This window comes from Metabacillus sp. GQ13, assembly GCF_059758525.1.
Genome location: NZ_JCAXET010000004.1, coordinates 286,212 through 312,821 on the forward strand (window position 1 = coordinate 286,212; position 26,610 = coordinate 312,821).

General features: G+C 32.6%; 27 protein-coding genes and 4 pseudogenes. 23 read left to right on the forward strand and 8 right to left on the reverse strand.

The genetic code is table 11. From position 1 onward, the window contains the following. Positions 1-40: 40 nt before the first annotated feature. Entirely contained in the window at positions 41-574 is a 534-nt protein-coding gene (locus AC6CHR_RS06790) for a GNAT family N-acetyltransferase (RefSeq protein WP_498247793.1), read from the reverse strand. A 346-nt stretch (positions 575-920) separates the two neighbouring features. Next, a complete protein-coding gene (locus AC6CHR_RS06795) occupies positions 921-1,145 on the reverse strand; it encodes a hypothetical protein (RefSeq protein ID WP_498247794.1) in 225 nt (74 codons plus the stop codon). A 284-nt stretch (positions 1,146-1,429) separates the two neighbouring features. Here AC6CHR_RS06795 and AC6CHR_RS06800 point away from each other — a divergent pair, with 284 nt between their 5' ends. Then, entirely contained in the window at positions 1,430-1,699 is a 270-nt protein-coding gene (locus AC6CHR_RS06800; protein WP_498247795.1) for a hypothetical protein, read from the forward strand. A gap of 508 nt (positions 1,700-2,207) precedes the next feature. Beyond that, positions 2,208-2,531, forward strand: a pseudogene (locus tag AC6CHR_RS06805) (DUF2834 domain-containing protein). Positions 2,532-3,010: 479 nt separating this feature from the next. Here the strand turns inward: AC6CHR_RS06805 and AC6CHR_RS06810 are convergent. The 3 genes from AC6CHR_RS06810 to AC6CHR_RS06820 all read right to left on the reverse strand — a co-directional run bounded on the left by AC6CHR_RS06810 (position 3,011) and on the right by AC6CHR_RS06820 (position 5,838). Continuing rightward, complete coding sequence (locus AC6CHR_RS06810) at positions 3,011-4,246, reverse strand: IS110 family RNA-guided transposase (RefSeq protein ID WP_498247796.1); 1,236 nt, start codon at positions 4,244-4,246, stop codon at positions 3,011-3,013. Between the two features lie 389 nt (positions 4,247-4,635). Further along, complete coding sequence (locus AC6CHR_RS06815) at positions 4,636-5,043, reverse strand: ester cyclase (RefSeq protein WP_498247797.1); 408 nt, start codon at positions 5,041-5,043, stop codon at positions 4,636-4,638. A 33-nt stretch (positions 5,044-5,076) separates the two neighbouring features. Continuing rightward, complete coding sequence (locus AC6CHR_RS06820) at positions 5,077-5,838, reverse strand: MBL fold metallo-hydrolase (RefSeq protein ID WP_498247798.1); 762 nt, start codon at positions 5,836-5,838, stop codon at positions 5,077-5,079. Between the two features lie 128 nt (positions 5,839-5,966). On the opposite strand from AC6CHR_RS06820, the gene AC6CHR_RS06825 reads away from it, so the two are divergent. The 3 genes and pseudogenes from AC6CHR_RS06825 to AC6CHR_RS06835 all read left to right on the forward strand — a co-directional run bounded on the left by AC6CHR_RS06825 (position 5,967) and on the right by AC6CHR_RS06835 (position 7,639). Beyond that, positions 5,967-6,377, forward strand: coding sequence for an Lrp/AsnC family transcriptional regulator (locus AC6CHR_RS06825; RefSeq protein ID WP_498247799.1), 411 nt, complete (start codon positions 5,967-5,969; stop codon positions 6,375-6,377). Between the two features lie 314 nt (positions 6,378-6,691). Beyond that, positions 6,692-6,964 (forward strand): annotated as a pseudogene (locus tag AC6CHR_RS06830) (DNA/RNA non-specific endonuclease); the annotation flags it as partial. Between the two features lie 390 nt (positions 6,965-7,354). Next, on the forward strand, positions 7,355-7,639 hold the full coding sequence (locus AC6CHR_RS06835) for a hypothetical protein (protein WP_066333977.1): 285 nt from the start codon (positions 7,355-7,357) through the stop codon (positions 7,637-7,639). Between the two features lie 123 nt (positions 7,640-7,762). On the opposite strand, the pseudogene AC6CHR_RS06840 reads toward AC6CHR_RS06835, so the two are convergent. Then, positions 7,763-8,601, reverse strand: a pseudogene (locus AC6CHR_RS06840) (tyrosine-type recombinase/integrase). A 448-nt stretch (positions 8,602-9,049) separates the two neighbouring features. On the opposite strand from AC6CHR_RS06840, the gene AC6CHR_RS06845 reads away from it, so the two are divergent. The 7 genes from AC6CHR_RS06845 to AC6CHR_RS06875 all read left to right on the forward strand — a co-directional run bounded on the left by AC6CHR_RS06845 (position 9,050) and on the right by AC6CHR_RS06875 (position 16,661). Then, entirely contained in the window at positions 9,050-9,415 is a 366-nt protein-coding gene (locus AC6CHR_RS06845) for a DUF4180 domain-containing protein (RefSeq protein ID WP_498247800.1), read from the forward strand. 206 nt (positions 9,416-9,621) lie between these two features. Continuing rightward, entirely contained in the window at positions 9,622-9,744 is a 123-nt protein-coding gene (locus tag AC6CHR_RS06850) for a hypothetical protein (protein ID WP_498247801.1), read from the forward strand. 1,591 nt (positions 9,745-11,335) lie between these two features. Beyond that, a complete protein-coding gene (locus AC6CHR_RS06855) occupies positions 11,336-12,406 on the forward strand; it encodes a FecCD family ABC transporter permease (RefSeq protein WP_498247802.1) in 1,071 nt (356 codons plus the stop codon). A gap of 3 nt (positions 12,407-12,409) precedes the next feature. Further along, positions 12,410-13,171, forward strand: coding sequence for an ABC transporter ATP-binding protein (locus tag AC6CHR_RS06860; protein WP_498247803.1), 762 nt, complete (start codon positions 12,410-12,412; stop codon positions 13,169-13,171). A gap of 18 nt (positions 13,172-13,189) precedes the next feature. Next, positions 13,190-14,212, forward strand: coding sequence for an ABC transporter substrate-binding protein (locus tag AC6CHR_RS06865; RefSeq protein WP_498247804.1), 1,023 nt, complete (start codon positions 13,190-13,192; stop codon positions 14,210-14,212). A gap of 473 nt (positions 14,213-14,685) precedes the next feature. Next, the gene (locus AC6CHR_RS06870; RefSeq protein ID WP_498247806.1) at positions 14,686-16,404 is read left to right on the forward strand and encodes an ABC transporter ATP-binding protein; all 1,719 of its coding nucleotides are present in this window, start codon (positions 14,686-14,688) and stop codon (positions 16,402-16,404) included. Positions 16,405-16,472: 68 nt separating this feature from the next. Next, positions 16,473-16,661, forward strand: a complete 189-nt coding sequence (locus AC6CHR_RS06875; protein WP_498247807.1) for a hypothetical protein — start codon at positions 16,473-16,475, stop codon at positions 16,659-16,661. An 867-nt stretch (positions 16,662-17,528) separates the two neighbouring features. On the opposite strand, the gene AC6CHR_RS06880 is transcribed toward AC6CHR_RS06875, so the two are convergent. Next, complete coding sequence (locus AC6CHR_RS06880; protein ID WP_498247808.1) at positions 17,529-17,741, reverse strand: hypothetical protein; 213 nt, start codon at positions 17,739-17,741, stop codon at positions 17,529-17,531. 88 nt (positions 17,742-17,829) lie between these two features. Between AC6CHR_RS06880 and AC6CHR_RS06885 the strand changes: the two genes are divergently transcribed. From AC6CHR_RS06885 to AC6CHR_RS06930, 10 genes and pseudogenes are all read left to right on the forward strand, one after another. Then, positions 17,830-18,501 (forward strand): VanZ family protein, encoded by a 672-nt coding sequence (locus tag AC6CHR_RS06885; RefSeq protein ID WP_498247809.1) that lies wholly within the window; start codon positions 17,830-17,832, stop codon positions 18,499-18,501. Positions 18,502-18,784: 283 nt separating this feature from the next. After that, positions 18,785-19,276: a hypothetical protein gene (locus AC6CHR_RS06890; protein WP_498247810.1), complete on the forward strand. Its 492-nt coding sequence runs from the start codon at positions 18,785-18,787 to the stop codon at positions 19,274-19,276. Between the two features lie 262 nt (positions 19,277-19,538). Next, positions 19,539-20,030 (forward strand): RNA polymerase sigma factor, encoded by a 492-nt coding sequence (locus tag AC6CHR_RS06895; RefSeq protein ID WP_498247811.1) that lies wholly within the window; start codon positions 19,539-19,541, stop codon positions 20,028-20,030. Then, positions 20,030-20,941, forward strand: coding sequence for a sigma factor regulator N-terminal domain-containing protein (locus AC6CHR_RS06900; RefSeq protein ID WP_498247812.1), 912 nt, complete (start codon positions 20,030-20,032; stop codon positions 20,939-20,941). Before AC6CHR_RS06895 ends, AC6CHR_RS06900 begins: the two co-directional genes overlap by 1 nt. Positions 20,942-21,522: 581 nt before the next feature. Continuing rightward, positions 21,523-21,774: a SunI/YnzG family protein gene (locus tag AC6CHR_RS06905; RefSeq protein ID WP_498247814.1), complete on the forward strand. Its 252-nt coding sequence runs from the start codon at positions 21,523-21,525 to the stop codon at positions 21,772-21,774. Positions 21,775-21,981: 207 nt separating this feature from the next. Continuing rightward, a complete protein-coding gene (locus tag AC6CHR_RS06910) occupies positions 21,982-22,479 on the forward strand; it encodes an LURP-one-related/scramblase family protein (RefSeq protein WP_498247815.1) in 498 nt (165 codons plus the stop codon). A 285-nt stretch (positions 22,480-22,764) separates the two neighbouring features. Beyond that, positions 22,765-23,373: pseudogene (locus AC6CHR_RS06915) on the forward strand (YdcF family protein). Positions 23,374-23,953: 580 nt separating this feature from the next. Next, complete coding sequence (locus AC6CHR_RS06920; protein WP_498247816.1) at positions 23,954-24,382, forward strand: hypothetical protein; 429 nt, start codon at positions 23,954-23,956, stop codon at positions 24,380-24,382. A 297-nt stretch (positions 24,383-24,679) separates the two neighbouring features. Next, positions 24,680-25,039 (forward strand): hypothetical protein, encoded by a 360-nt coding sequence (locus AC6CHR_RS06925; protein ID WP_498247817.1) that lies wholly within the window; start codon positions 24,680-24,682, stop codon positions 25,037-25,039. Between the two features lie 181 nt (positions 25,040-25,220). Beyond that, complete coding sequence (locus tag AC6CHR_RS06930) at positions 25,221-25,382, forward strand: hypothetical protein (protein WP_498247818.1); 162 nt, start codon at positions 25,221-25,223, stop codon at positions 25,380-25,382. Between the two features lie 146 nt (positions 25,383-25,528). On the opposite strand, the gene AC6CHR_RS06935 is transcribed toward AC6CHR_RS06930, so the two are convergent. Next, the gene (locus tag AC6CHR_RS06935) at positions 25,529-25,753 is read right to left on the reverse strand and encodes a hypothetical protein (protein WP_498247819.1); all 225 of its coding nucleotides are present in this window, start codon (positions 25,751-25,753) and stop codon (positions 25,529-25,531) included. 466 nt (positions 25,754-26,219) lie between these two features. Between AC6CHR_RS06935 and AC6CHR_RS06940 the strand changes: the two genes are divergently transcribed. Further along, complete coding sequence (locus AC6CHR_RS06940; protein ID WP_498247820.1) at positions 26,220-26,537, forward strand: hypothetical protein; 318 nt, start codon at positions 26,220-26,222, stop codon at positions 26,535-26,537. Positions 26,538-26,610: the final 73 nt, after the last annotated feature.

The window sequence follows — 26,610 nt, forward strand, 5'->3', positions numbered from 1 at the left end:
TTATAAAGTCGTCTTATAAAATCTAAGTGTATGCCTTCTGTTAGTTCCGCAAATTTATTTCTGAAAGTAACATCCCATATACAACGCTATCTGTCCATTCATCCTTATTCCAAAAATTTTGAATAAAATGAGCCTCTTTTCTCATACCTATACGCTCACACAATTTTTGTGATGCTTTATTTCTTGCATCAAGATTTGCTTGTATACGATGCACATTATATTTTTCAAATAATTTCTTTACTAAACTACTCACAGCTTCTGTTGCATAACCCCTACCTGATGATTCTTCAGAAAAGCTATAACCAATCTCAATGGTATCTTTCATATCCGTATACCATACAGATAAATCACCAATTACTTTAGTATTGTTTACTACTGCCAAACTTAAAGTTGTTTCTTTTGTAAGTTTACTATTTGCTCGCTTTGTATTAAATTTCTCCTGCATATTTTCATATGTCCACCTATCATGTAAAAGAAATCTACATGTATCATCGTTGTTATATATATTAAATACATCATGTAAGTCATGACTCTTAAAGGGTCTAATTGTTAATCTTTCAGTTCTAAATTCCAAAAGTGAGCCTCCTTTAATTCCTAAAAAATGGCTAGTTGACAACCTATAACAATTATAATTAATTATAATATAAGTTACAATAAATTGAATTTCGATCTAAAGAGTTCGGTATCTAGCATGACTGTAAAAAAGTTGAGAAGCGTTTTTTATTGGAAATGAACTTAAAGGCTGCAAGAGTTGAAAATAATATGGGTTGCTGAGGCTGCCTTTTTCTTTATCATTATTCAACTAATGGAGCATAGTGTGTGTAACAAGAGAGATTGTATTTCATCTCTCTTATATGTCGTATTTGAAAAATATTGCGGAAGTAAGCAAAAAAATAAACCCCTCTATAAGGGGAGGTTCATTAATATAATGGCTGCTGGTTCTGACAAGGAGGGAATCCATTAATATCCTGAATCATATGAAAATCGTATTGCTTTAAGGCGAATTGTGTTTGATACATATATTCAATTACAAGAAGTTTTCCGTCAGATGTTCCGCACAAAATTCCTGACGCCCCTTGTCCATTTGTCATTGAAATACCAACAGGCTGACCAATCAAGTATCTAACTTTTTGTTGCCATGGCATAGTCATCACTCCTTCAAATACATCATATTGTAATGAAAAAAATGAGTGCCTGTATATTTATTTGATGTGACCATTTACTTCGCAATTCGCCTATATTATTGAACTTAACAGCCTTGTTCAACTAAAGGGGCAGGATAGTTTAACAATTGTCATTATCCTTTATTCAACAATCGAACAGATTGGTGAAGAACTTGGTAGGTTAAATATGGGTTTTTTCACAAAATATTGTATGATTAGTACGAATGGGTACATAGAAAGTATCCTAAATTAAAGGAGTGGGTATTGTGATTGCAAAATATATTGGTACTACTGATGAGCTGTTACAAAATTTTTCTTTATCAGATAAAGTAACTGGATTAATTCATCCAAAATGTAGGTTTAAGTATAGTGGGAATATTGAATTAACAGATAAAAAGGTTAAATTGGAAAATTGGAAAGAAATTAACTTGGATGAAATTCAATCTATTACTTGTGAGTTTGACGATTTATTTGGAAGGATAACAATAACGGCGACAATAGGCTCGGTTATTTTACAAAAGGAGAACCACTTATAATAACGTTAACCAGCGAAAGAATATACTTATTGATTAATTGGAATTTCACAACTGGTTTTATAGATAATAAGAAATGGTATAAGCAAATCGCAGAGAACGTAGTATAAAGCTATTCTGACATAAGTTAAAGGAAAAAACTCCTCATAGAAAGCAATTCATACCTAATACAACTGCCATTAGTAGTGCTTCGAAAAATGAGAGTATCAAAGAAGACCCATCTAATTCGTTTGAAAAAATAGAGTGGCCGCAATTAATGGAACTTGGATTGGATTGACTGGATTAAGAATCAGTATGAACAGTTCGACATATTTTCATTCTCTGTGGTGCAGCGCTGATTTTTGCGCTGCATGGATGGCTAACGGGGCAGGTTAGCTAGTGCTGTTTGAACTTTTTTCAATATTGGGCCAGATTGTTTAGTAAAGAAATCTTCAATATTATACATATTTCAACGATCTTAGAATTAATTATGGTAATCTAATAGAAACTTTGAAAAAGGGGAAATTATCCAGTGAGAAAATTATATTTAATTTTAGGGCTAATTGGTACTGTTTTTCCGTATTATTTTTTTATTCAATTCCTTAAGGATAATGGACTTGATTTAGGTTTATGAATGGAATTATTATTTACTAACACGATATCGGCTTTTTTTGCAGTTGATTTTTTAATCTCATGTGTTGTGTTCTTGGTATTTATGTTCAATGAATCAAGAAAGTATAACATTAAAGAAAAATGGATTTGTCTTTTATCTCTTTTTACCGTTGGATTATCTTTAGCTCTACCTTTATTTTTGTTTTTTAGACATTCCTATATTAATAGTAAAGATGAAGTATAACTTAGAAAATAAGCATGTTCCAGCTAAGATAAGTAAAATGTTTATTCAAGTATTTGGTGCGATTATTTAATGCGAATTACTTGTCTTAATGAACTACCATGAAAATAAACTCCTATAACTTCGAAAAATGAGAGTATCAAAGAAGACCCATCTAATTCGTTTGAAAAAATAGAGTGGCCGCAATTAATGGAACTTGGATTGGATTGACTGGATTAAGAATCAATATGGACAGTTCGACATATTTTCATTCTCTGTGGTGCAGCGCTGATTTTTGCGATACATGGATGGCTAACGGGTGCGGAAGATCGAAGCTGTCTTTAAGGCACCTTTTTCTTATGAAACTAAACCAGCTAATAGTTTGTCAATATTTTTCAATAAAAAATCTAAAAATCTCATGCTATACTAAAAAAGTGCATTCCAAATAACCTTCCGCTAATCTAATTTTGGAAGGTTTTGTATTATTTAGTTAGATATAGATTTTAATCTATATCTTGGAAAGTCGTTCTGTTCTTTAAAAGGGCAAATATCCAATGTAAGAGCTTATTTACACATGCAATAACAGCTACTTTAAAGGGTTTTCCTTCATCACGTTTTTTATCGTAGAACTCTCGTAATTTCTTATTACGAGGAATAATTTCATCACTTGTTTTGCTCTTTCGACAGTCACGTATAGCACAACGAACAGCCATATATAATGCGTGGCGAAGCCTACTAGATCCTCTTTTTGTGATTCGATTCTTTGTGGCTGTAAACTTACCAGATTCGAATACACTAGGATCAACTCCAGCGAAAGCTACCAGCTTTTTAGGATCAGTAAATCGATCTATTTCCCCAATTTCTGAAATGATTGTTGCAGCGATCTTTTCTCCGATACCAGGGATAGATTTGATAATATTATATTCTTCAACTTCTTTAGCGAGGGCATCTATCTCTAACTCTAACTTGGATAGGTGCTCTTTGTATTGAAGAATGATATTTATATACATACCAAGACTCAAAATATGACTCTGATACAAAGTCTTTTCAAACGGATTTCGGTTTGCGGCAGCTTTGAGTTGAATAGCTTTTTCATTTGCCCATCTGTAAGAACGACTTTTATATAATTGAGCGATTTTGTCAGATATGGTTTCTACACTTGCCTCTAATATATCTTCAGATGAGGGAAACTCTGAAAGAGTTAAGAGTGATACTACTGAATATAAGTCACCAAAAACCCCTCTATATTCAGGAAAGACCTGATCCAGAATGGCTTGAAATTGTAGCTTTGTTTGGATTAATACCCCAGTTATATTCTCGTGCTGTCTTGTTAGATTTCGAAGGTTTAAAAGTTGAACTACTCGCTTTTTATATGGTTCTAGATCTTCTTTATAAAACAGTTCGCAGAGAAGGTAAGCATCAACCGCATCTGTTTTTACCTTCCGAAGACTTGAACTTTTAGCCTTATAAGAAATCAATGGATTAATAATAATCATTAAATACCCACGGTCCTCTAAGTAATGAACAACAGAGGAGTGATAATGTCCCGTTGCTTCTAAAACAACAGGTGGTTTCTTACCTGATTCTCTCTTAACTTCCTCAATAAAATCTACAAGTAAACTAAGACCTTCTAGAGTATGAGAAACTTTGAAACTCTTACGGTATGGTTTGCCTTTATCTAAAAATGCTTGAACCTGACTTTCCCCTTTTGAAATATCCAGACCAATGACTGGATTCATTTCTAAATCCTCCTCCTAAACTAGTAATTTGCCAGTACCCCAAATTCCTCCATGCAGTGTCATAGCTTCGCTTGTTATACGAGATCTAAGTCCCAACCAGCCTCAATCATGTTTCTACAAGTAGGGGGCGAACCGTTTAGCTGACGGGGTCGAAGCCCCACGGGCAGTTACGTTCTACCCTGGCTACTGTTATAATAAAACCATATAAAAAATGGTCAACCAGAAATATTTAGCATTCTGGCTAACCTTATAATACGAACGGGGCAGTTTAGTTTAATAACGGATCTGAATATGGTGATTTAACATTAGGGGAACTTAGATGAGAAAAAAATTAAAAAAGACCCAAAAAGGGTCAATTTGATACTGATACATTTGATTTAATAAAAAAATTAATCTTTAAGCTGTCGAAGAACATCATTTACATCAACATGTGATCTTTTCTCAATGATTTTACCATCTTCAATTCGTAACTTCATCATAAGAGAGAATCTAACGGTTTTTCCAGTAGCAGGAACACCCAACAACGGGATACCTGTATGAGTTCCTTCAAAGATGAGATATGCTGCTACTTGATCACCTTCAGCTATTAGGGATTGAATAGGCATTTTAAAGCCAGGGAATGCATCAAAGTTTTTTTTCTCTGATTCTACAAGTCCTTCTAAACCAGGAAAAGGTGTATCCAGTTGTGGATAGAATACAAAGTTCTCATGGCAATAATCTTTAAGTGCCTCATAATTTTCTTGTTCGATGGTTTCATAAAAGCGACGGACCAATTCCTTGTTTGCCTCAACCGACACAACTATCACTCCTTCATAATCGTCCAATATTATTTAAAATGTGTATGATTCTCCGTCATTTGGTACTAGCACATTAGATTCGATTTCTTTTTCTTTAGTATAGCTTTTTAGTTCCTCTCTAGATAGAGACCAGTGGTTAACAGCTTCCATGTGCACGCAAATGATTTTTGCTTCTGGAGCAGCTTTATACACTTCATAGACATCATCTTTCCCCATCACTAGGGAACCACCTTGGAAGAATTGGTTATCCCCTGCATTTACAACAATTACTTTTGGTTTGTTAGTCTCCATTACTTTTTGTACTTCTTCATACCAAACAGTATCTCCCGCAACATATAATGTTTTCTCCGTTGGGTGTTTGAAGACAACCCCACATACTTGACCAGCAAGTTTTAAGATTTCGCCTCTTCCATGCTCACCTTTTGTTTTCACTAGCTGAATTCCTTCGAACTCTGTATTCTCCTGTAAAACCTCTACACTTTGGAAGCCAGCGTTTCGAATTTCTATCGCATCTTCTTCATTTTGGGCAAATATTTTGATCTCTTTTGGTAAAGCTTCCTTAGCAGCATCATCCCAATGATCATAGTGCAAATGAGTAACAATAACTGCATCTATACCTTTAATAACATCGTCAATGGATGTTGGCAAACTTACCAAAGGGTTATTTTGGTCTTGCCTTGGTGAATTTGGAAAAGGTGGGTAAGTACCTTTTTCAGCTAACATTGGATCGATTAAAAACTTTTTCCCTGCGTATTCCAAAACGATTGTTGCGTTACGAATTTGATGTATATTCATGTTTAAATCTCCTTTTGCTTAATAATTTCCTTTGAACATTATATATTCTATACTATGGTTAAGAACTGATACATGGCTTAAATAAAGTGTTTCGGTCGTTTGACTTTATTTATGAAGGAGTTAGATAGATGTTAGATAACACGGATCTGCATATCCTAGATGAACTATCCAAAAACAGTCGGATAACAATGAAAGAATTAGGCGAGAAAGTCCACTTAACTGGACCAGCTACTTCAGCTAGGGTGGCAAAGTTAGAGGAAAACGGAATCATTAAAGGATATACCATTAAAATTAATCAAGTAAAGCTGGGCTATTCAATTCACGCGATGATAAGTATTATTACAAATAGCCCGCATCATGAACCTTATTTGACATACTTAAATGCACAAAAAGAGTATGTAATAAATAACTATAAAATTAGTGGGGATAGTTGCTACCTTTTAGAATGTAAATTCCCCTCCACTCATGTATTAGATGAGTTCTTAGTGGGTTTGAGTTCGTATGTGAATTACAAATTATCAATAATTATAAATAAATAAAACTTTTAGAGAGATAATTTGTGAATAAATATACTTAAAGTAAAGGGTGCGTTAGTTCAACAAGAAGTAAACAACTTTATTATTCATTTTTCAAGGATTATGTAAACAGATGAATAGAATTTACAACAACTTTAAACAGCCTTACTACAAACTTATTTGTAGTAAGGCTCTTATCTTTTTAACTTAAAATTAAATAATCTTATTATCTCTATACAATAATTCTGCTTAATTTCTCCCATATAATTCGGGAAAAAATGTGTACAAGTATAGATAATATAATTTTTTATGTTTTTATCCCGATAAATTTAGATGTACAATATACTTTAATGGGTACTGAGATCGTTGATACATTTGATAATGAGAACCCGGATGAAGAAAACGAATCACTCGGTTTAACGGGCAGTGAGCCAACTGAAACAACTGGTTCAAACATAAGCGGTGATATTTCTAGTGTTGATACAAACGGTAATGGACAGGTGACGCTTAAAGAAGCAAAAGCAGCAGGTTTTAGTATGCCAATAACGAGTGATCATTGGTTATACCCATATATGGACGATCGTGATAACGACGGTATGGTAGGTGAGTAATCCCCTAGAACTTTGAGGCGAAATAAATGAACGAAAGAACATTTGCCTCTTTGGACGATATATAACAATTTGCAAATGGGTGTCTGTACAGGAATAACTGAAATTAATGGTCATATCAACTATAAAATTTGTACGGTAAAAATATAATTTTTTTCACTATCGGGTGCAAGAGTTAAAGAAAATAAAGGGTTGCTACGGCATCCCTTTTTCTTGATCATTATTCAACTAAAGGGGGCAGGTTTGTTCAATAAGAAATCACAAAAGGAGGAGCATTTACTATAAAATAAGATTTAACGTATTAGTGTCTAATAAAAAAGTAATGCAAAAAATTGAGATGATGCACATTAGTATTATTACACGACATAAATAAAAATATATGGAGGTATAGTTATGTGGGTAATATTAGGGGTTATTGCAATAGTAGTAACTTTTATAAATCTTTATATGTATAAAGCAGGAAAGGATTATAAGCTTGCTATGGCCATGGGATTATCATTTACAGCATTAACACTTTGTGCAGAATACAGTCTTGTATCGGTGTGGGTAGAAGTGGAAGATTGGGCAGCTTTAATGGATGTAGTACCTGGTATGGAAAGGGCATTATGGTTTTTGACAATTGTTTCTATCTTACTAAATATAGCACCTATACTTTTAGAACGAAAAGGGAAGAAATAATGACTTATTGTCACATCATTTATATAATATGCAATTATTGTGTAAGTCTTATGTATAACTAACGGGTGCAAGAGTTGAATGGAGCAACGTCGTAATCTAAACACGTTGCTCCTATATAGTTTATTAGAAATACTTCTGATAAAGTTCCTTCCTAAGCCTACCACTTAATTCAGCATATATTCGAGTTGTTTCACTTTTCTCATGTCCCATTAAACTCTGTATCACTTCAATGGGGGCACCATTATTTAATAAGTGAGTTGCATAGCTGTGTCTTAGTTGATGGGGATGGATTTCTTTATTAATACCGGCTCGTTTGGATATACGTTTAATGATATATCTCATTTGTGCTTTGCTCATTCGGTGAGGATGTCTTTCTGTTACAAAGATAGCTGCATCATTATCCTCTCGATTTTCTATGTATCGTTTAAGCCAAATATCGCAGCGATTATTAAAATAAACTTCTCTTTCCTTGTCACCTTTACCCCTAACAATGGCAGAATGATTAGACCAATTAATGTTATTCTTATCAAGTGTTACTATCTCTCTAATCCTACATCCTGTAGAAAACATGAACTCGAACAGAGCTTTTTCCAAACGCGTATAACAGGCTTCGCGAAGATGTTCAATCTCCCTATCTGTTAAAAACTTTGGATTCGTTTTCCTACCTTTGGTTCTTTAATTTTAGCTGACGGGTTCTTACTAATATGTCCTTCTTCATTTGACCAACGAAGCAGTGATTTCATTGAACGAATACGATGGGCTAATGAGGAAGGTTTTAATGTTTTGCTAGATTTAGAAAAGTAATTTTTTAATTGTTCTGTTGTAATTGAATCGATTTCTACATCTCCAAAATGACGAATTAGTAAGTTAACTTGAAGTTGATACGCTTTTAATGTTTGTGGCGAGAATCCTTCGATTCGCTTATCCAATTCATACGTTTCCCATGCTTGTGATAATAACAAAATATATCTCTCCCTTAAAATTTCTTTTTTAAAGGAATTATTGACTCGATTCTCGAAATTGAAACGGAAGAGACTATTCAACTATCATCGCAGTTTAGCTGAGTAGAGGAGGTTTTATTGTTGGACTAGTTATTTTCATGGTTTGCAATGTCCATAGCTGTTGGTGTTGCTGTGGATGTTGCTATTAAAAATAAGAAATTGGAAAAAAGAATTAAGGATTTAGAGGATAAAATAAAGTAAGGTTTTTATCGTAGTAACGGGTACCCTTCAGAAGGGGTAATGTACTTTCTTATTGAACTATCGGGCAGGTTAGTTCAATAAGAAGTCACAATAGGAATGTTTATCTACTGTATAATTTAATTAGACGTATAAATGTTCCAGTTAATAAAACAAATGCAGAGTATTAATTATTGTGCAACAAACTCAATTACCGAAATGGAGGACTATTATGAAAATACATACCGTTAAGCAGAATAATATAGAAATTGCTGTTATAAGTAGTAGCGAGATACAAATAAAAGATGTTCAGACGGCATTGGATTTTATGGCGACAATACAGTATGAAACTGGCTGTAATCGTATAATTTTGAATAAATCGGCAATATGTGAGGACTTTTTCCAATTAAGTACGAAACTTGCAGGAGAAGTATTACAAAAGTATATTAATTATCATGTGAAAATAGCCGTTGTAGGGGACTTTTCTGTATATTCAAGTAAGAGTTTGAAAGCCTTTATCTATGAGAGTAACAAAGGGAAAGATATATTTTTCCTTCCTGATGAAAAGCAGGCAATTGATAAATTAAGTTTAGTGTAATCATTACTAATGAACATAATTCTTTTTATAATTCAAAGATTGTGAAAAGGTGTACTTAAAGTAACGGGTGCGATTGCACAAGAAGATATTTCTCTTATTCTGCTAACTTGGCAACTTAGTTCTACAAGTGCGTTTGTTTAAGAGAACTTTTTTTGCCTTTTTTATTAGTTAAATATATAGGTTTAAAAATGAAAAGGAGTGAGGAAATGTCTTCATCAGCTTTTATGATAATAGCAATTTTGTTATTTATTTCATTGCTAGCTGTTGCTGTGGTAGTTGGTATAGTAGTAATCATTAAAAAAGCCAATTTAATGGTGAGAATAAAGTAGAAGAAAATATTGATTTAAAGAGAAGGGTTGAAAATTTAGAAAAGGAAATGGAAAATCTTAAAAATAAATAAATACTAAATCGTGATGTATCAAACCAGCAAATTGATATTTTTTTCTTCAATTAAAGGGTGCATTACTTTAACAAGGCAAGAAGCAAAAAAGGATCTCAATTTGAATTGAAAATCCTTTTTTAATTCAAATAACTTACCATTTTGTTAATTAGATTTGTATAGAGTATACACCTGATTCCGTGGGATCATGTTGAACTAAATGGCCCTTTTATTTAACAAGGTTTTTCCCGTTACTTTAGCGAATTATAATATTGAAAGTATTCTTAAAAATAAGGAGTTGATTTGTTGTGTGTAGGATTAGCAGCTAAATACAAAAGTTCAAGAGTATACCCACACTTATACATTTATAAAATGTGGAAGAAGTAGATCGTGATACTGCCCCAGATGCCAATAAAGAAACAATCATAAAATTTGTGGGCAAATTAAAACGTCTGGATCGCTGCCATGCCTGGAAGCGCATCGTTCGATTCATGGCGTACCAAGTTCCTAATGTCCTAAAGGTGAATGGTATTATGTAAAATCTAATTTGAAAGGAAGGGAAATACATTATGGATATTACACCACAAGAAGAATCCATGATTAAGGCTTTCCGGCGAGACCGACTTACCTCCTTTATTTGTGCTTATACGAGTCAGAAATGATATAGCAAATGACATTGTAAATATCAAAGAGAGCCAAAGAGGTGACATTGTCAAAGCATTAGAAAAATACATCGGCTCACTATGGGAGGATTTTCATGAAGGGAAGAAAACTAAATAACAAAAAAATGCAGGACAAAGAAGGAAATATTTACGCATGACAACCACCATCAAATATTATTCTACGTCATGAAAAAAAGAGAATCCAGAAAGATCATCTCTTGCTGTATTGTTATTAGATTGTGAAATAATGTACTTAAACTACCATGAAAATAAACTTCTCTAATTACAAAAAAAGACAATAACAAAAAAGACCCATCTCATTCGTTTTAAAAATAGAGAGCCGAATTACATTTAACTATGGATTGGTTGACTGGATTAAGATCCAGTATAGACAACTTAGTATATTTTCATTCTCTGTGGTGCACCACTGATTTTGTGCGCATGGATGGCTAACAGGTAGTTTTTCTTGAAGAAGGAAAAGTGCCTTTTTTTGTATGTTATTGTACTAATATTGCAGTAGAGTTTGAAAGGGAATGTTCAATTACAGAGGTGGAACTAAATGAAAATTACTAAGAATAATAGATTTGAATTTCTTGATCATCTTATAGTCTAAATCTAAGTAGATAAAATCGTCTTAATTCTTGATATTACAGGAGTGAGGCGTTTTTTTAATTGTATTTAAATGTCTGGAAATTCTTTTAATTTCATTTTTTAATTTCATTTTTTAATTTCAACTTTTTAGGAATATTTTAATAATTTTCAAAAAAATATATATTGTTTTTTAGTTATTAATTGATTAATATATTTGATAATGATAATCGTTATCAATGATAATTATTATCAAATATATAAATAATTGGAGGTGAATTTATTACTAATATGAATACTGATAAAGTATGGCCAAGGAATTTCTATTATCCAACAATTTTTCTGTTGTTTTTTGCCATTTTTGTATCAACTATTTATTCAGTATCGGTTGGGCAGGTTCAAATTCCTTTTAATCAATCTCTGGAAATTATTTTGCATACGATTACAAACGGTAAGGTTGGATCTCTTAATAATCTTGATAGTGAATCTTACTTGAATATTATTTTACAAGTGAGAATGCCTCGAGTTATTTTCGCTTTGCTTATTGGTATTGGACTCTCATTGTGTGGGGTTGTCATGCAAGCTGTTGTACAAAACCCTCTTGCAGATCCATTTATTCTTGGTATTTCATCTGGGGCTTCATTAGGAGCAACATTTGCTATTCTTATTGGATTTGGAAGTGGTACTATTTTATCTCAATTTGGTGTAGCATTTGGAGCCTTTGTCGGTGCTATGATTACGACCATCGGTGTGCTGATATTATCGAGCATAGGTGGTAAGGCAACAGCCGTAAAACTCGTTTTATCCGGGGTTGTGATTGGTTCACTATGTGGTTCCTTTTCTAGCCTTATTATCTATTTTGCCAATGATGCCGAGGGAATCAAAACGGTTACTTTTTGGTCTATGGGAAGTTTAGCATCATCAAGTTGGGCGAAAATTCCGATCATGGCAGGAGTCATTTCGCTTGGAAGTTTTATGTTTCTTTTTCAACATCGTGTGTTGAATACAATGCTATTAGGGGATGAGTCTGCGATTACACTCGGAATTAATTTAAGTGCCTACCGGAAACTTTATATGATTGCCACTGCCCTTATTACTGGAACAATGGTTGCATATGCAGGAATGATTGGCTTCGTCGGTCTTATCATCCCTCATATATGTAGAGGTATTTTTGGCGCTGACCATAAGCGGTTAATGCTAGGAACATTTCTCGTAGGCGGTTTGTTTTTAATTTGGGCAGATATTTTGTCAAGAACATTAATACATAATGTTGAATTGCCTATTGGAATCATTACATCTGTCATTGGCTCTCCGCTATTCATCTATATGATTGTCAAAAAGGGCTACAATTTTGGAGGATAGGATATGGAATTGGTTGTTAACGATATAGAAGCAAGGATAGGTAAAAAAGAAATTGTTAAAAATATTTCAATTCTAGTTAAAAAACAACAATTTGTCGGTCTTATTGGACCTAATGGCTGTGGTAAGTCGACTCTATTAAAGAGTATCTATAAAAGTTTAATTCCTCATAAAGGGACCGTAATGTTAGACGATCTAAATGTTTTAAAAGCATCACAAAAAAGGATTTCTCAACAACTGGGTGTTGTTGGTCAATTTAATGAAATGAATTTTGATTTGACTGTGCATCAAATGGTGTTGTTAGGAAGAACACCACATAAAAAAATGCTAGAGTCTGATAAACAGTCAGATATTGAGATTGTCGAAGAAGCTTTATCACGAACAAATTTACAAGAGTATAAAAATCGTAGTTACTTATCACTATCTGGTGGTGAAAAACAAAGGGTTATACTAGCAAGAACAATTGCTCAGCAACCAAAATTTATGATTTTGGATGAACCGACAAACCACTTAGATATTCGTTATCAGATTGAAATACTATCATGTGTTAAGGAATTAAAGATTGGTGTGTTGGCAGCGCTTCATGATTTGGAAATGGCAGCGCATTACTGTGATTATCTTTATGCCTTAAAAAATGGTGAAGTATATGCACATGGTACACCTGCTGAGGTATTAACACCTGAAACGATTGAAGCGTTATATCAAATAAAATGTCAAACATATCTTAACCCAATTACAAATGGATTAGGTTTTGCATACCAAATATAAAAATAGGAGGCTACAAAATTGAAAAAGAAATTATTACTTGGATTAGGATTGACAGCTATGCTGGCGTTAAGCGCATGTGGCAGTTCTACACAAAATGCAGCTGCAGAGAAAGAGCAAACTAAAAAGCATTACCCTCTGACAGTACAAAACTACACAAAAGCAGAAGGCGGAACTACTTGGGAAAAGAAAGAACAAATATTTGATAAAGCACCTGAAAGAATCATGGCAACTACAAGGCCAGCAGCAGAGTTGTTATTGCATTTAGGATTAGGTGACAAAATTGTTGGTGTAGGAGGAAGTTTTGGGGCACCTGATATGGAGGTAGAGGAAAAGTACGCTAAATTAAATATATTAAGTGATAGTTATGTTGGAAAAGAGATTACATTAGGTACTGACCCAGATTTAGTCTATGGACGAGGAGGTCTATTTGACAATGCTGATTGGGGAGTAGGGACAGTGGATACAATTAACGAAATGGGAATCAATACATATGTCCTTGAATCTTCTGTTACTGGAGCAACCTATGATTCTATTTATAAAGATATTGAAAAATTAGGAGAAATTTTTAATGTAGAGGATAAAGCAGAAAGTTTTGTTGGAAAGTTAAAGGATAAGGAAGAAAAGATTACTTCAAATTTATCAAGTATTACGCAAAACAAAAAATTTGCTTATTTACATATGTCCGACCCGAATGAATTTAGTGTTTATTCTGCTCATGGTGAAACATTCTTTAATGATGTATTTAATATGATTAAACTAGATAACGTGTTCAAAGATGAGTCTGGAGAAATTAGTGTTGAGGTGTTAATTGAAGCTGATCCAGAAGTATTAATTATCCCGATGTGGACAGATAAAGATCCTGCCAATGCTGACAAAGTGAAAGAAGGTCTTTATTCTAATCCAAAACTTTCAAGTATGAAAGCAATTAAAAACAAGCAAATATATGCAGTTGATTATAATTATATGTTTGGATATGGATATAACTCAATTGATGGAATGGAACTATTAGCTAAGGAAATGTATCCTGACTTATTTAAATAAATTGACGTAGTCTTGTTAACCCAATCATGTTAAATCTTAAATCTATGCTGTTGACACAGATTTTCGCAAAGTCTGTGTCAATTTTCTTTTAGTTGCAAATATAATATGCCTCTTAATCACTAGCAGGTTTGAATCAGACACATGTTTTTTCACATAAAAATTTATTATTTAGAAATTAACTTATACCATGCGTTTGGTAGGTTTTTTATAATCTGGTTTGATTAAAAACTGCCTTAATTGATGCTGATGTTGGTTAATTAAAGTAAATATTTTCAGGACTAGATTTTTTTGAGATACCAATGAGAATGATATTCATTATTGTTTACATTTTAAATTTTGCTCTTGCCAGTGAATTACTTGCTGATACTAGTAGACTCGCGATTATTCAGTCTTCGGAAATTCTAGCTTGAATTGTAGCTATCATTTTAAATCTACTTACTACTAACTACTAAAAAGGAGGGGATTGGATCAATATGTTAAGACAGTTTTTTTTATATTACAGACCGTATAAATTGCTATTTACGATTGATTTTACTTGTGCAATAATGGCTGCATTATTAGAGCTAGCTTTTCCATTAGCAATTAATAAGGTCATTGATGATTTATTACCAACGAGTAATTGGACTTTCATTATTTGGGCATGTGTCGGTTTGCTAGGAATTTATGCATTGACTGCTATCCTACATTACGTTGTTACTTACTGGGGGCATATGCTTGGAATTAATATTGAAACAGATATGAGGAAAAAATTATTTGATCATGTTCAGAAGCTTTCCTATCGTTATTTTGATAATAACAAGACAGGTCATCTCGTTTCAAGAATGACGAATGATTTAATGGATATAGGAGAGATTGCCCATCATGGTCCTGAGGATTTATTTATCGCAGTAATGACTCTGATTGGGGCTTTTGGCCTCATGCTATCAATTAATTGGAAACTTGCTTTATTGACATTTATTATTATTCCATTTTTAATATGTTTATCTATTTATTTTAGTAAGAAAATGTCGATTACATTTACTCAAATGTTCACAGATATTGCCGATTTTAATGCAAGAGTTGAAAATAATGTAAGCGGCATACGTGTTGTAAAAGCATTTGCTAATGAAAATTATGAAAAGGAGCAATTCGCAATTAATAATGGTAGGTTCCGTCTAACAAAGCTTGTTGCTTATAAGGTAATGGCGTGGAACTCATCTATTAGTCACTTATTGATGAAAGTTATTTCATTGTTTGTCCTATGTTGTGGTACATGGTTTGTCATTGACGGACAAATGACTTTTGGAGAATTTATGGCGTTTGTACTTCTTTCAAATGTTTTCCTTACTCCTATAAATCAAATTAACTCTGTAATTGAAACCTATCCAAAAGGAGTAGCTGGTTTTCGGCGCTATTTAGAGCTACTTAATACTGCTCCTGATGAAAAAGATATTCCAAATGCAATTGACGTTAAACAGATAAACGGTGTTATTGAATACAATGATGTAACATTCAGTTATGAAGGAAAGGACAATGTACTAAATAAAATTAGTTTCCATGTGAATAGTGGCGAAACAATCGCACTTGTTGGCCCATCTGGAGCTGGAAAAACGACAATTTGCAGTTTGCTCCCTAGATTTTATGATATTGATTCAGGAAAAATAAAGATTGATGGCATAAATATTAAGGAGATGTCACTTCAATCATTACGTCAGCATATTGGAATTGTGCAACAGGATGTTTTTCTTTTTGATGGAACACTTCGTGAAAATATTGCTTATGGAAAGCTGTATGCAACAGAGGACGAAATTTGGGAAGCAGCGAGACAGGCTCAACTTGAAGAAATAATACTGAGTCTACCAAATGGACTAAATACATTAATCGGTGAGCGAGGGGTCAAATTATCTGGTGGTCAAAAGCAAAGAGTGTCAATTGCTAGGATGTTTTTGAAAAACCCTTCAATACTTATTCTTGATGAAGCTACATCCGCTTTGGATACTGAAACCGAGTCATCTATTCAAAATGCATTAAATAATTTGTCAGAGGGTAGAACCACCCTTGTAATCGCTCATCGCCTGGCAACGATTAAAAATGCAGATCGCATCTTCGTTATCACAGAAGAAGGGATAAAGGAACAAGGCACACATAGAGAATTAATTAAGGCTGGCGGTACCTACAGCAGGCTTCATAATGCTCAATTCCAAATGGATTGATTTCATAGTGAACGAAAAGAACGAAACATTTTGTTTCATCATGAGGAATTTTAAAAATTAAAACAGATTTGATATCCTCAGAAACGAAGCTTTATAGTGAATTTTATGGAGAAATTAACTTTCCGATTGAGGCAAAAAGGGTTGTAGTTGCCTCAATCGATTATTTAAGTCATCTTATTGCACTTGGAGTTAAACCAATTGACGCTCCTATAGATAATCCTTTTCTAAAGGAATGGTTGATGGAATTGAAACTATAGTAGCAGGAACGATTTCAACTAAAAAAATACTAGAACGAGTAATAGCTTATGATTCGGACCTAAATTAGTCGGGTCGGAAGCCAAATGGTTGAAGATTAATTGAAATAAAGATATTCATATAATCATGGATAGATTCAGATGCTCTCTTGTAGAGTAATACAACTATTATTGCATCACAGTTAATACCTCTAAGTTGTAAACAAATTCAGATACTTGCTATATTAATAGCACAATAGTTGAAGTCAAAGGAAATCCTAACTAGGAGGAGCAGTTTGTATTAATAGGGCAAGCAGTTTCTGTGAGGTTCCTTTCTACTCGACTACTTTTACAAGCAGTAAAAAAGATCTTCAATCGAAGATCCTTTTCCAGTGTTTAATTAGTACAATTCATCAAAATTAGCAACTTTAGTATGTCCTAGTTTTGGAAAATAATTTTATCGAATTTATATCTAAAATGCCTCTGCAACTTTCCTCAATACATCTTCTTTCATCACATGTAGGTAACCTTCCGAATTTTTTGAAAAACTCATTAGTAAACTCTGTAACCCTTAATAGTTCGCATCCTGTAAATAGCCTTCTGACTTGATCAAATGGATTAGGGCAAGGGCAACAACATTGATTTTGACATTGACCGCATCTTGAACACATAAGTAATTCCCCCTTTTGATGGTATTATTACTTATTACTCATGAACAAGGCGAATTGGAACGGCTAATCCCATAGTTTCTGTTATTCAACATTGAATTAAAGGATAATTATTCGTTCAAGTTATATTTTTTAAAAAAGTATGGTATTAAAAGTATATTTGAGGCCCAGTATTAATTAGTCGCTTCAGGCAAACAATCTTTTTTAATGTAATAGATTTTGATTAGTCCATTTCAGTGAGCGTAAATAATATAGCTTCTGAGATACCATCACCATCTAGGTCAGCAGTAACAGTCATTAAACAGTTACTCATATTCTGCGGAAATAAATTTGAAATGTGGAGTGAACTTAGTCCAATTTCAATATAAATATCCCCAAGAAAATTAAAAATTGATTTTAAAATGCGTTTGTTTAAGAGAATAAACGCTATTTTCATGGAAGTTAATGAACTAAATCACTGTAAAATGATCCCGATAATTGAAATAATTGTTATAATTTAATATGAGTTTATTAGGAGGTAAAATATGAAGAAATACATACTATTAGGAGTCCCATTTATTTTTTACTGCCAAAATCTAATCTTTTATTTTGGTTATTTGAATCTATACATACCTATCATTTTGCAAGTTTTGCTGAATATTGTTATTATCACTGGTTGTCTGATATTCCTATTAAAACGAACAAGATTACAAAATGTAAGTGATTGGTTAATTGGTATTTCTTTCTCCGTTTATTTTTGCGTATTGTATCATAATACGGTTGAATTTATGTTCTTTTTTGATAATTTACACTACAAATTAGAAAACCTAGGATACATAGTCCATTCTGTAAATTTAGTACCCTTAAAAGGGATTGTTGATGTTCTACGTTATAATCCATCTGCATCATTTCAAGTAATTGGAAATTTAATTATGCTTACACCACTTGCATTTTGTATACTTTACTTCAATTGGGGAAGGAGTAATAAACAAGCTATTGGGTATTCTTTTCTTTGTACAATTGGAATTGAAGTTCTACAATTCTTACAAACTATTTTAGGTTCTGTGTTTAACTTAGGTATGGGAAGAAGTTCGGATATTGATGATGTCATTTTAAATACAATAGGCGCTTTTGTTGGCGTTGGCTGTTATTTTCTTTTGTTAGAAAGCAAAAAATTAGTTAGTCAAAAGATAAAAAAATCCGGTATAACTTATTAATAAAAATTACGATACTATGCAATTTTTTTGTTATATGTAAAAGATCGTAAAGTAATGCTCTTTCTTAATGAACTGCTAAAGGGTATAGATGAAGAAGGAATTTGTATTTTCTTCCAGAATATAGTTATTTATAAAATAAAAGGAGATATACAAATAAACTTCTATTGGATGAGTTTCCTTTTTTGGAATTTAGTCAGGTTACGATGTGCTTACGTGGTAGGGACCGTAAGAATAGAATATTTCTTTTATTCCATATTTTATAGATTATAAGGGAGGAGAGAAAGTGAGAATAATTTTAGAATCTATACGGTTTACTATTCTCTTTTTTTTATTTTTGACAATTTTAGGAGGAATTACCGACCTTACACTATCAAGCATCGGTGTTAATGCTGAAAAATATGGTTGGACTGCAATAGTAGGTGCATTTATCTTAATGTTTATTCTCTATAAGAATAGGGGTTGGGATAAGGTTTATAATAAAAAAATTCTCTGGACTTCTGTTATTTTGTTTGTACTCTTATCATTGTTAATTCCAGATTTGTCTCCTACCCATTTGTACACAACTAAATATGCTTATTCGTATGGTTTTCCATTTACGTTTTTAACCTTATATATTGAAAATGGAACCAGATTCTTTATTCCAAATCTATTCTCTGGTGGAATTTCAGGTTGGTATATGAGCGTGGGTTTCTTTGGGAATTTAATATTGTACTATTTTTGTTTACGTTTCATATTTAATAACTTAACAAATAAAACTGTAAATAAGACTAGTTAATAAACAATTTAACAAATCCTTTCAATAATGAGAAATCCAAGATTGTGAAGGAAAACACTTAAACAATGGCGTGATTCAATTCAATAAGAAATGATCAACCTCCTACTTGTTAATTTTGTAGGAGGTTATTAAAGTTATTGATTCTAAATTAATTTCGGTAACAAAGTGCCAGCTAATATAAAAAAAACTTTATCAGTAAATTAATTTTAATGTATACATTTATTATTGCTCATTCGTTGTATAAGTATAGGGAGGATCAAAGATGAAAAAAGAAAATGCGCTCGCCTCCTATCTTATTGGTTTAGGAGAGGAAGTATTCGATTTATTACTGGCGAGAGGATCCAAAAAAGAGGATGCAGAAGATATCATTCAAGATACCTTTTACAAAGTCTATACATTGTTGGATGACCTAACAGAGAGCAATATACGTCCTTGGTTTTTTAGAGTATCACTCAACCAATATATTGACTTGAAACGAAAAAAAGAGCAGCAAAACATTTACTTAACAGAGGAAATTTATTCAAAGCTCCAACACCTAGATTGCGAATTTGACACGATATTAAATAAGGACGAGATTTTCTATTTATTAAAAGACATCAAAAAGGAATACAAAGAAATTTTCTTTTTAAAGTATTACTATGATTTTTCATACGAGGAAATTGCCCTTATTTTGAATATTCGAGTAGATACGGTCAAGCAAAAATTATATCGTTCACGTAAATTTATCCACTCAAAAATAGGAGGGAAAAAATAATGGATAATTCATTAAATAAAGCATTAAAAAAGGCTAAACGAAAACAGCTATTTAAAATCATTATGACTTCAATTATTGTCGTATTAATTCTATTACCAATCCTTTATAAAACAGGCAATTTCTTTGCAGCAAAAAGTTCTACAAGACTTCACGAAAGACTTTTCTTACATAATGCCATTGCCGAACCTAATATTCAAATTGACTCTCAAGTGACAAGTAGTTCATCAATGTTTGGTGGTAATATTATCACGAATCGGTCCAAAAATATTAATGGCTATTTAGTTCGATGGAGCACACTCACAAGTTCGTATGATTGGATTCGTACAAATGTAGATCACAACGAATTAATACCAGGCTTTCATTGGTCTGATACAGAATTTTATGAGTATGACAAACAAACAAAGAATAAAGTTGCCACATTTTATCATCCATCTATTCAAAAATACTATAATGAAGTACCAAACGAACTAGGGGAAATTTCACAAATGGAAAATCATGTTGCAGAAGTTGCCATTTCTTTCGATCAACCATATACCTTTCAAGAAATACAGGCAAAAATACCCGATAATTTAAACATCGTATGGTTGCATATGACATCACCAATTGTCGATGAAAGTAACGGACCTTCTGGTACACAGGTTTATGGATTTGATCCATCTGATGCACCGAAAGAGGCGTACAATAGCTTTAGTAAAGCACTAGAAGAATATGATGCTAGTGGTGAGAACGAAACAATCCAGAAATTTTTAACTACAAATAAAAATAAGCCATTTGATAAAGTGAAAATGATAGGAGTAATGCTCACTGGTCAAACAAAAAATTTCAAAGCCTTGGAAAACCAAGATATTATTCGTGGTGCATCAGTCGGTGCCACTGCACAAATCGTCCCATATATTAAACCTGAAAAATAATAAGCAAGAGACCAAATAGTAGCAGGTCTGTTTCTCTTATTGAGCTATAAACGATTACAAAATCGTTTAAATACGTTAAGTGATTGCTTGTGAAAATATGTATTAATGGTAAATCAAACTAATTGGATATTTAATCAGAAAAAGAAGGTAAAATGCTAACGCAATGTACCTTCTTTTTTTTTAGGTGATGATAAAGTGCAGTCATGTAAGGAGAGAAAAGTCGAACAGGACAGTAGAGTTGAAGTTTAAAGAAACTGAAACGTTTGTTTACTTGCATACAAAGAAATTGTCGTTAAACATAGTGATCTTTGCTATGAAAAAGGCAAGTACGTCTATATCTAATTGGGAGGAACACCAGGTTTCCAATATGCAAAGCAAGAATTTCGCAACATAAAAGGGGCATTTTATACTCTATCAGGGATCGATTCTGATCCAGAAGCTTGTGAGGATTTTAGAAGAAATGTGGATGCTAAATGTGATCAAATGGACCTGTTTAAACGAAACTTTATCTCTGTAATACCGTATAAGTATATAGGGAAAATTATTGTATTTTCATATTTGGCCATAAGGAGTTGAAATTTATGTTGGGTATAAATGTAAAAAAAGCAAATGACTTAGTTATTATTAAGTGGCAATTATCGAAGGTGGAAATTCCTACATCTGACATTATCGAGGTATCTTTAGATGATACGTATGGTGGTGAGGAAAAAGAAGCTATTAGAATTGGCACACCATATGGAACCACTGATAGAGTAGTAATTAAGACGAAGACAAAGACGTATATTCTTTATACCACAAATCCTACTTCCATCAAAAACAAAATTCTGTCATAAAAGGACTATAGTAGATTCTTTTATCAACAATATAATGTAACAGAGCCTTTGGGAAAAGGTATATAAGGATATTCCGTAATCAGGCTAGATTGAAGAAGATCATTAATAAAGAAATTTGTATATATATGTTAATATATAAGTGGTTTATGAAAATATGTACTTAAATAACGGTATTTTAGTAATATACTATTTTGAAGGAAGTGTAGTATGAAACAACTTTATATAAAACAGAAGGTATTCAGTCTAAGTGGCAAGTTTACGGTGAAGGATCAGCAGGAGAAGGATGTTTTTTATGTGGAGGGCAGCTTTATGCAAATTCCAAAGACATTCTCCATTATGAATACAGCAAGAGATGAAGTTGCGCTTATTACGAAAAAGGTGTTTAGCTTTTTACCGATTTTTTTCGTTGAGGTAAATGGTCGTGAAGTGTTAACGATTAAGAAAGAGTTTTCTTTCTTTAAACCACGTTATACGATTGATGCGGAAGGTATTGAGGTACAGGGTAACTGGTGGGATATGGATTTTCGAGTCTTACAGCATGGTGAAGTGATCGGAAAAGTGAGCAAGGAGTGGTTCACTTGGGGCGATAGTTACAAGGTCCAAATATTGAAAGAAGAAATGGAGTCCATCATTATCGCATTTGTTGTAGCGATTGATTGTGTGAAGGCTGATCAAGCAGCTGCTTCCTCACCATCGACAATTTAACGAACGGACAAATTAAGAGTCATTTCTAGATTAATGTATTTGAAGAAAATTAAAAGCGGTTCACACATATATATCGTGTTAATGTTCTTATTCTCTGACTTAAATATTATTTGAATTTGTTACTCGATAAACGGGCACTTATTCTGAACAAGGATCAGGCCTTCTTAATTAAAAGGCCTGTTTGGTGAAATTCACTTAGAAAGATAAAGTGAATATGAAGGAAGACATCATAAACAAACAGTACGTTTGTTTAAAGATAAAGAAATAAGAAGTAGGATGTGTTGAATGAGAATCAAAAAGTTACGTATATTCTGTTTCCTCATAGTATTATTATTTTTCATGATTATTGCTTATTCAGCATAAAGCATATGGTCTTTTAGTCAAGAGGATCAATTGGTTCAGTCTGATGCAGCCATTGTACTGGGTGCAGCTGTGTGGGGAGATCAACCTTCACCAGTATTAAGAGAGAGAATAAATCATTCTATATGGCTTTATAAGAATGGATACGTAAAAAAAGGTATATTTACTGGTGGTAAAGGAAATGAAGATGATTTTACTGAAGCAGAAGTTGCTAGGGATTATGCAATTGATAATGGTGTAGAAGAAAAAGATATTTTGATAGAAACAAAGTCGAAAATCACAGAAGAAAACCTTATAAATGCTTATGAAATTGCGTCAATGAACAGACTTAAAACATTTACTATTGTAAGTGACCCATTACATATGAAAAGAGCTATCTTGATAGCAAATGATATTGGGATGGAAGCATATTCTTCACCTACCCCAAGCACGGTATATAAGTCTGTAAAAAGTAAAAGCCCCTTACCTATGAATGAGGTATCGCAATTTTTGAGAGGGAACTCCCCATACAGTAATTTTCTTACTTACATGTAAGAAACGATTAAGTATAATACTTAAAAATGGTATCACCATTTTTTCCATTGCTATGATTTAATAATGTGTGGTGATATTGGTGAGTAAAACTATTGCTATTACATTTAGAATATTCGGTCAATTGATGACACTAAAGGGTCAGTAAAGTGAAATAACAAATATGAAACTATTTACTCGTAATTTCTTATATTAAATAGATGATTCAAGGGGAGATAGATAAAGATGAATGAAGTAGTATTAATTGCATTAACTGGAGGATTAATAGGTGCTAGTTTTGCAATATATAAGGAAATTAAAAAGGTGCGAATTTTACTAGAAGAACTATTAAAGAGGAAGTCATAATTAACATGAATTATATGAAGGTTATTCAAGTAACGGGTGCATTACTTCAAGATAGGGTGATGCACTTTCTTGTTGAACTAAAGGAGCAAACTTGTTCAATAAGAAAGCTCTAAAATAAAGCTCTATACAGTTAATTATTATTAGTGTTAACTCTCCATTTGTGATAATTTGCTCATGTTAGTTTAGTTAAATGTTACGATTAAATGAAAAAAACAGGAAAGTAACAGGGGGAATAAAAATGTTTGCTCAATTTGTTAAGAAGAATAACTTGTTTGTTATACTGACCGTTGTTGCCGTAACAATTGCTTTATTTAATTATGGGAAGATTGAGACACAAGCTGAACTGCCAAAGCCAGTGGGATTTATAGGAGAAGAAATCGAGCAAACTGAGTTTATTCAAGGGGATAAGTATACACCTCAAAGTGATGAAAAAATTCACTCCCAAGGACGATTAATACATAACAATGGGAAGCCAATCAAAAATGATGTATTGACATACGGTGGAGATCAGAAGTTATTCGCTGTTTTTCAAATGGTTACCAATGCTGATAATGAATATTACATTTTTAGTCCTTTAGACGAAATGGATATGGATGAAATCAGAAAAGACGTTTTAGAAAAGAAAATTGCAATAGAACGATTGGAAACTAGTAAGGAAGTTTACTAACGGGTTGCGTGACTTTAACTAGCAACAAAAAAGTATCTTCACTAGAATGTCTTTTTTTGGTACCGATAATTAGAATTATTAAACTAGTTTTTTATACAATATACACCTGATTCTGAGGGATCTTGTTGAACAAACGTGGCAGTTTAGTTCAAGATCGATGTTTAACTTATGTTCAACAATCGGGCATATTGTTGAAAAACAAAAATGCAAATCATGTTAAAATTAGGAAGAGATTGTAAATGTATAGGATTCTCGAATAAAAGTAGGAAGTATTTAATAGTTTTTGGGGGAATAATGATGAGCTTATATTTTTATAACTATTCAAAAGTGCTTAAAAAAAACTTTATGTTAGTCATTATGGCATCATTTTTATTAGCATTAACATTCTTTATATGGGCTGGTGTTCCTTTCTTTTTAATCGGGAGTGCAGTAGCAGAATTAACCTCTAACTTGGTAATTATCCATCTTTGTATTTCACTTTCAGGAGGGTTTTTGTTTTCTCTGTATTTTTTACCAATCAATTTAAAGGTTTCAAAAAATATAGCTGAGATAAAGCAATGTAGTGTATTAGATTCTTTTATAAGCATAGAAATTATTTGGTTATTAGTATGTTCACTACTATTTGAAATAATTTTAAATATCGTTATTAAATTATAAGGTGTATTGGTAAATAACGTTCTTCAACAATAAAGCGCTATTTTGAACAAGAATAATAACAAAGAAGGACATTTGCTGCGCAGTACAGAGACACTTCGTATAAACTACATTTATTTGTACTAATCTCTGTGAAAAAAGCACTTAAAGTAAGGTGGTTTTAACGCAAATAGGGGGGGAAATGATGGATAACCAATATTATGTTGGCTGGGGTACACTTGCATTGATTAATGCTGCACTTGCACAAGGGAAGAATAGGTCGGGATTAAACTGGTTTTTGATTTCCCTTGTACTAGGTCCATTGGCAACACTAATTTTGTTATTTGTTGAAAAAAGAGAACAATAGCACTAAAAAGTGTCTACTCTACAGGGTACTCAGCAATTAAGCGCTTTTCTGGAACAATGAAAAGTGCTTATTTCGGGTTTAGAAAAGATAGAATTGATAGAAAATGCAAAGTTAGAAAAAATCCCTCAATAAGAGAGGTACGTTCTTTAATATAATGGTTGTTGATTCTGACAGGGTGGAAATCCATTTATATCTTGAATCATAAAAAAATCATATTGTTTTAAAGCAAATTGAGTTTGGTACAAATATTCCATTACAAGAATTTTACCATCAGATGTACCACACAAAATACCTGATGTCCCCTGTCCATTTATAAAGGAAACACCAACTGGTTGACCTGTCAGATATCTAATTTTTTGCTGCCATGGCATAGTCATCACTCCTCCAAATACATCATATTGAATGAGAAGAAATGGGTGCATGTATTGGTTAAATGATGTGAATTAAATACTTCACAGTTCGTATATATAGTCAAGTAACGATCTTCAGCTATAGAGCACGATTGTGAAACAACGTAAGTAGAAAAAGATCAAACTTTTTTATAAAAATCAAGCTTAAATCTGCTGGAAAAGAATCCGAATCCTACTCCCATAGGAGAGATAGTGCCTACATCTTCCTCAGAAAAAAGACTCTCAGTATCTACTAAATCGGAAATATATTTGTGAACCTCTTTTTTTCATACTCCGAAAATCCTTTTTCAGTACCGACAACATCCCTATTGTTAATAGTTTTGTATAGAGTATGCATTTAATATTTTGGGGTCTTTTTCAAACTAATGTAGTAGTTGAACATTTTTAGGGTGATTATGGTAAAATTAGTGAAATATGGGGGGAGAATATGTTTGATACATCAACTAAAAAAATAATGATTGGAATTCTAATTTGTTTAATAATTATTGCATTAAAGCCAGTTCCATCTGCCGATTATATACCAGAATCAGAATCAGAATTAGATATTTATTCTAATGAATCAACTGTCGTTCAACTCGGAGAAAATAGAATAGCAATAATAGATAATAGATTCAATTCAGGTATGCATGGAGAAGTCTTTGTACTTGAATTTAATGATGCTAAGAAAACTTTTGACCTAATAGGAAGATACAATTACAGTGACTTTTTTAACTATCCAGAAAAATATAATGTAAAATTTCAATAAATTTATAATCGGAAACCTTGGAATAACAAGTGCATTAGTGCCGATAACATCGCTAATGTAAACTAGATTTATA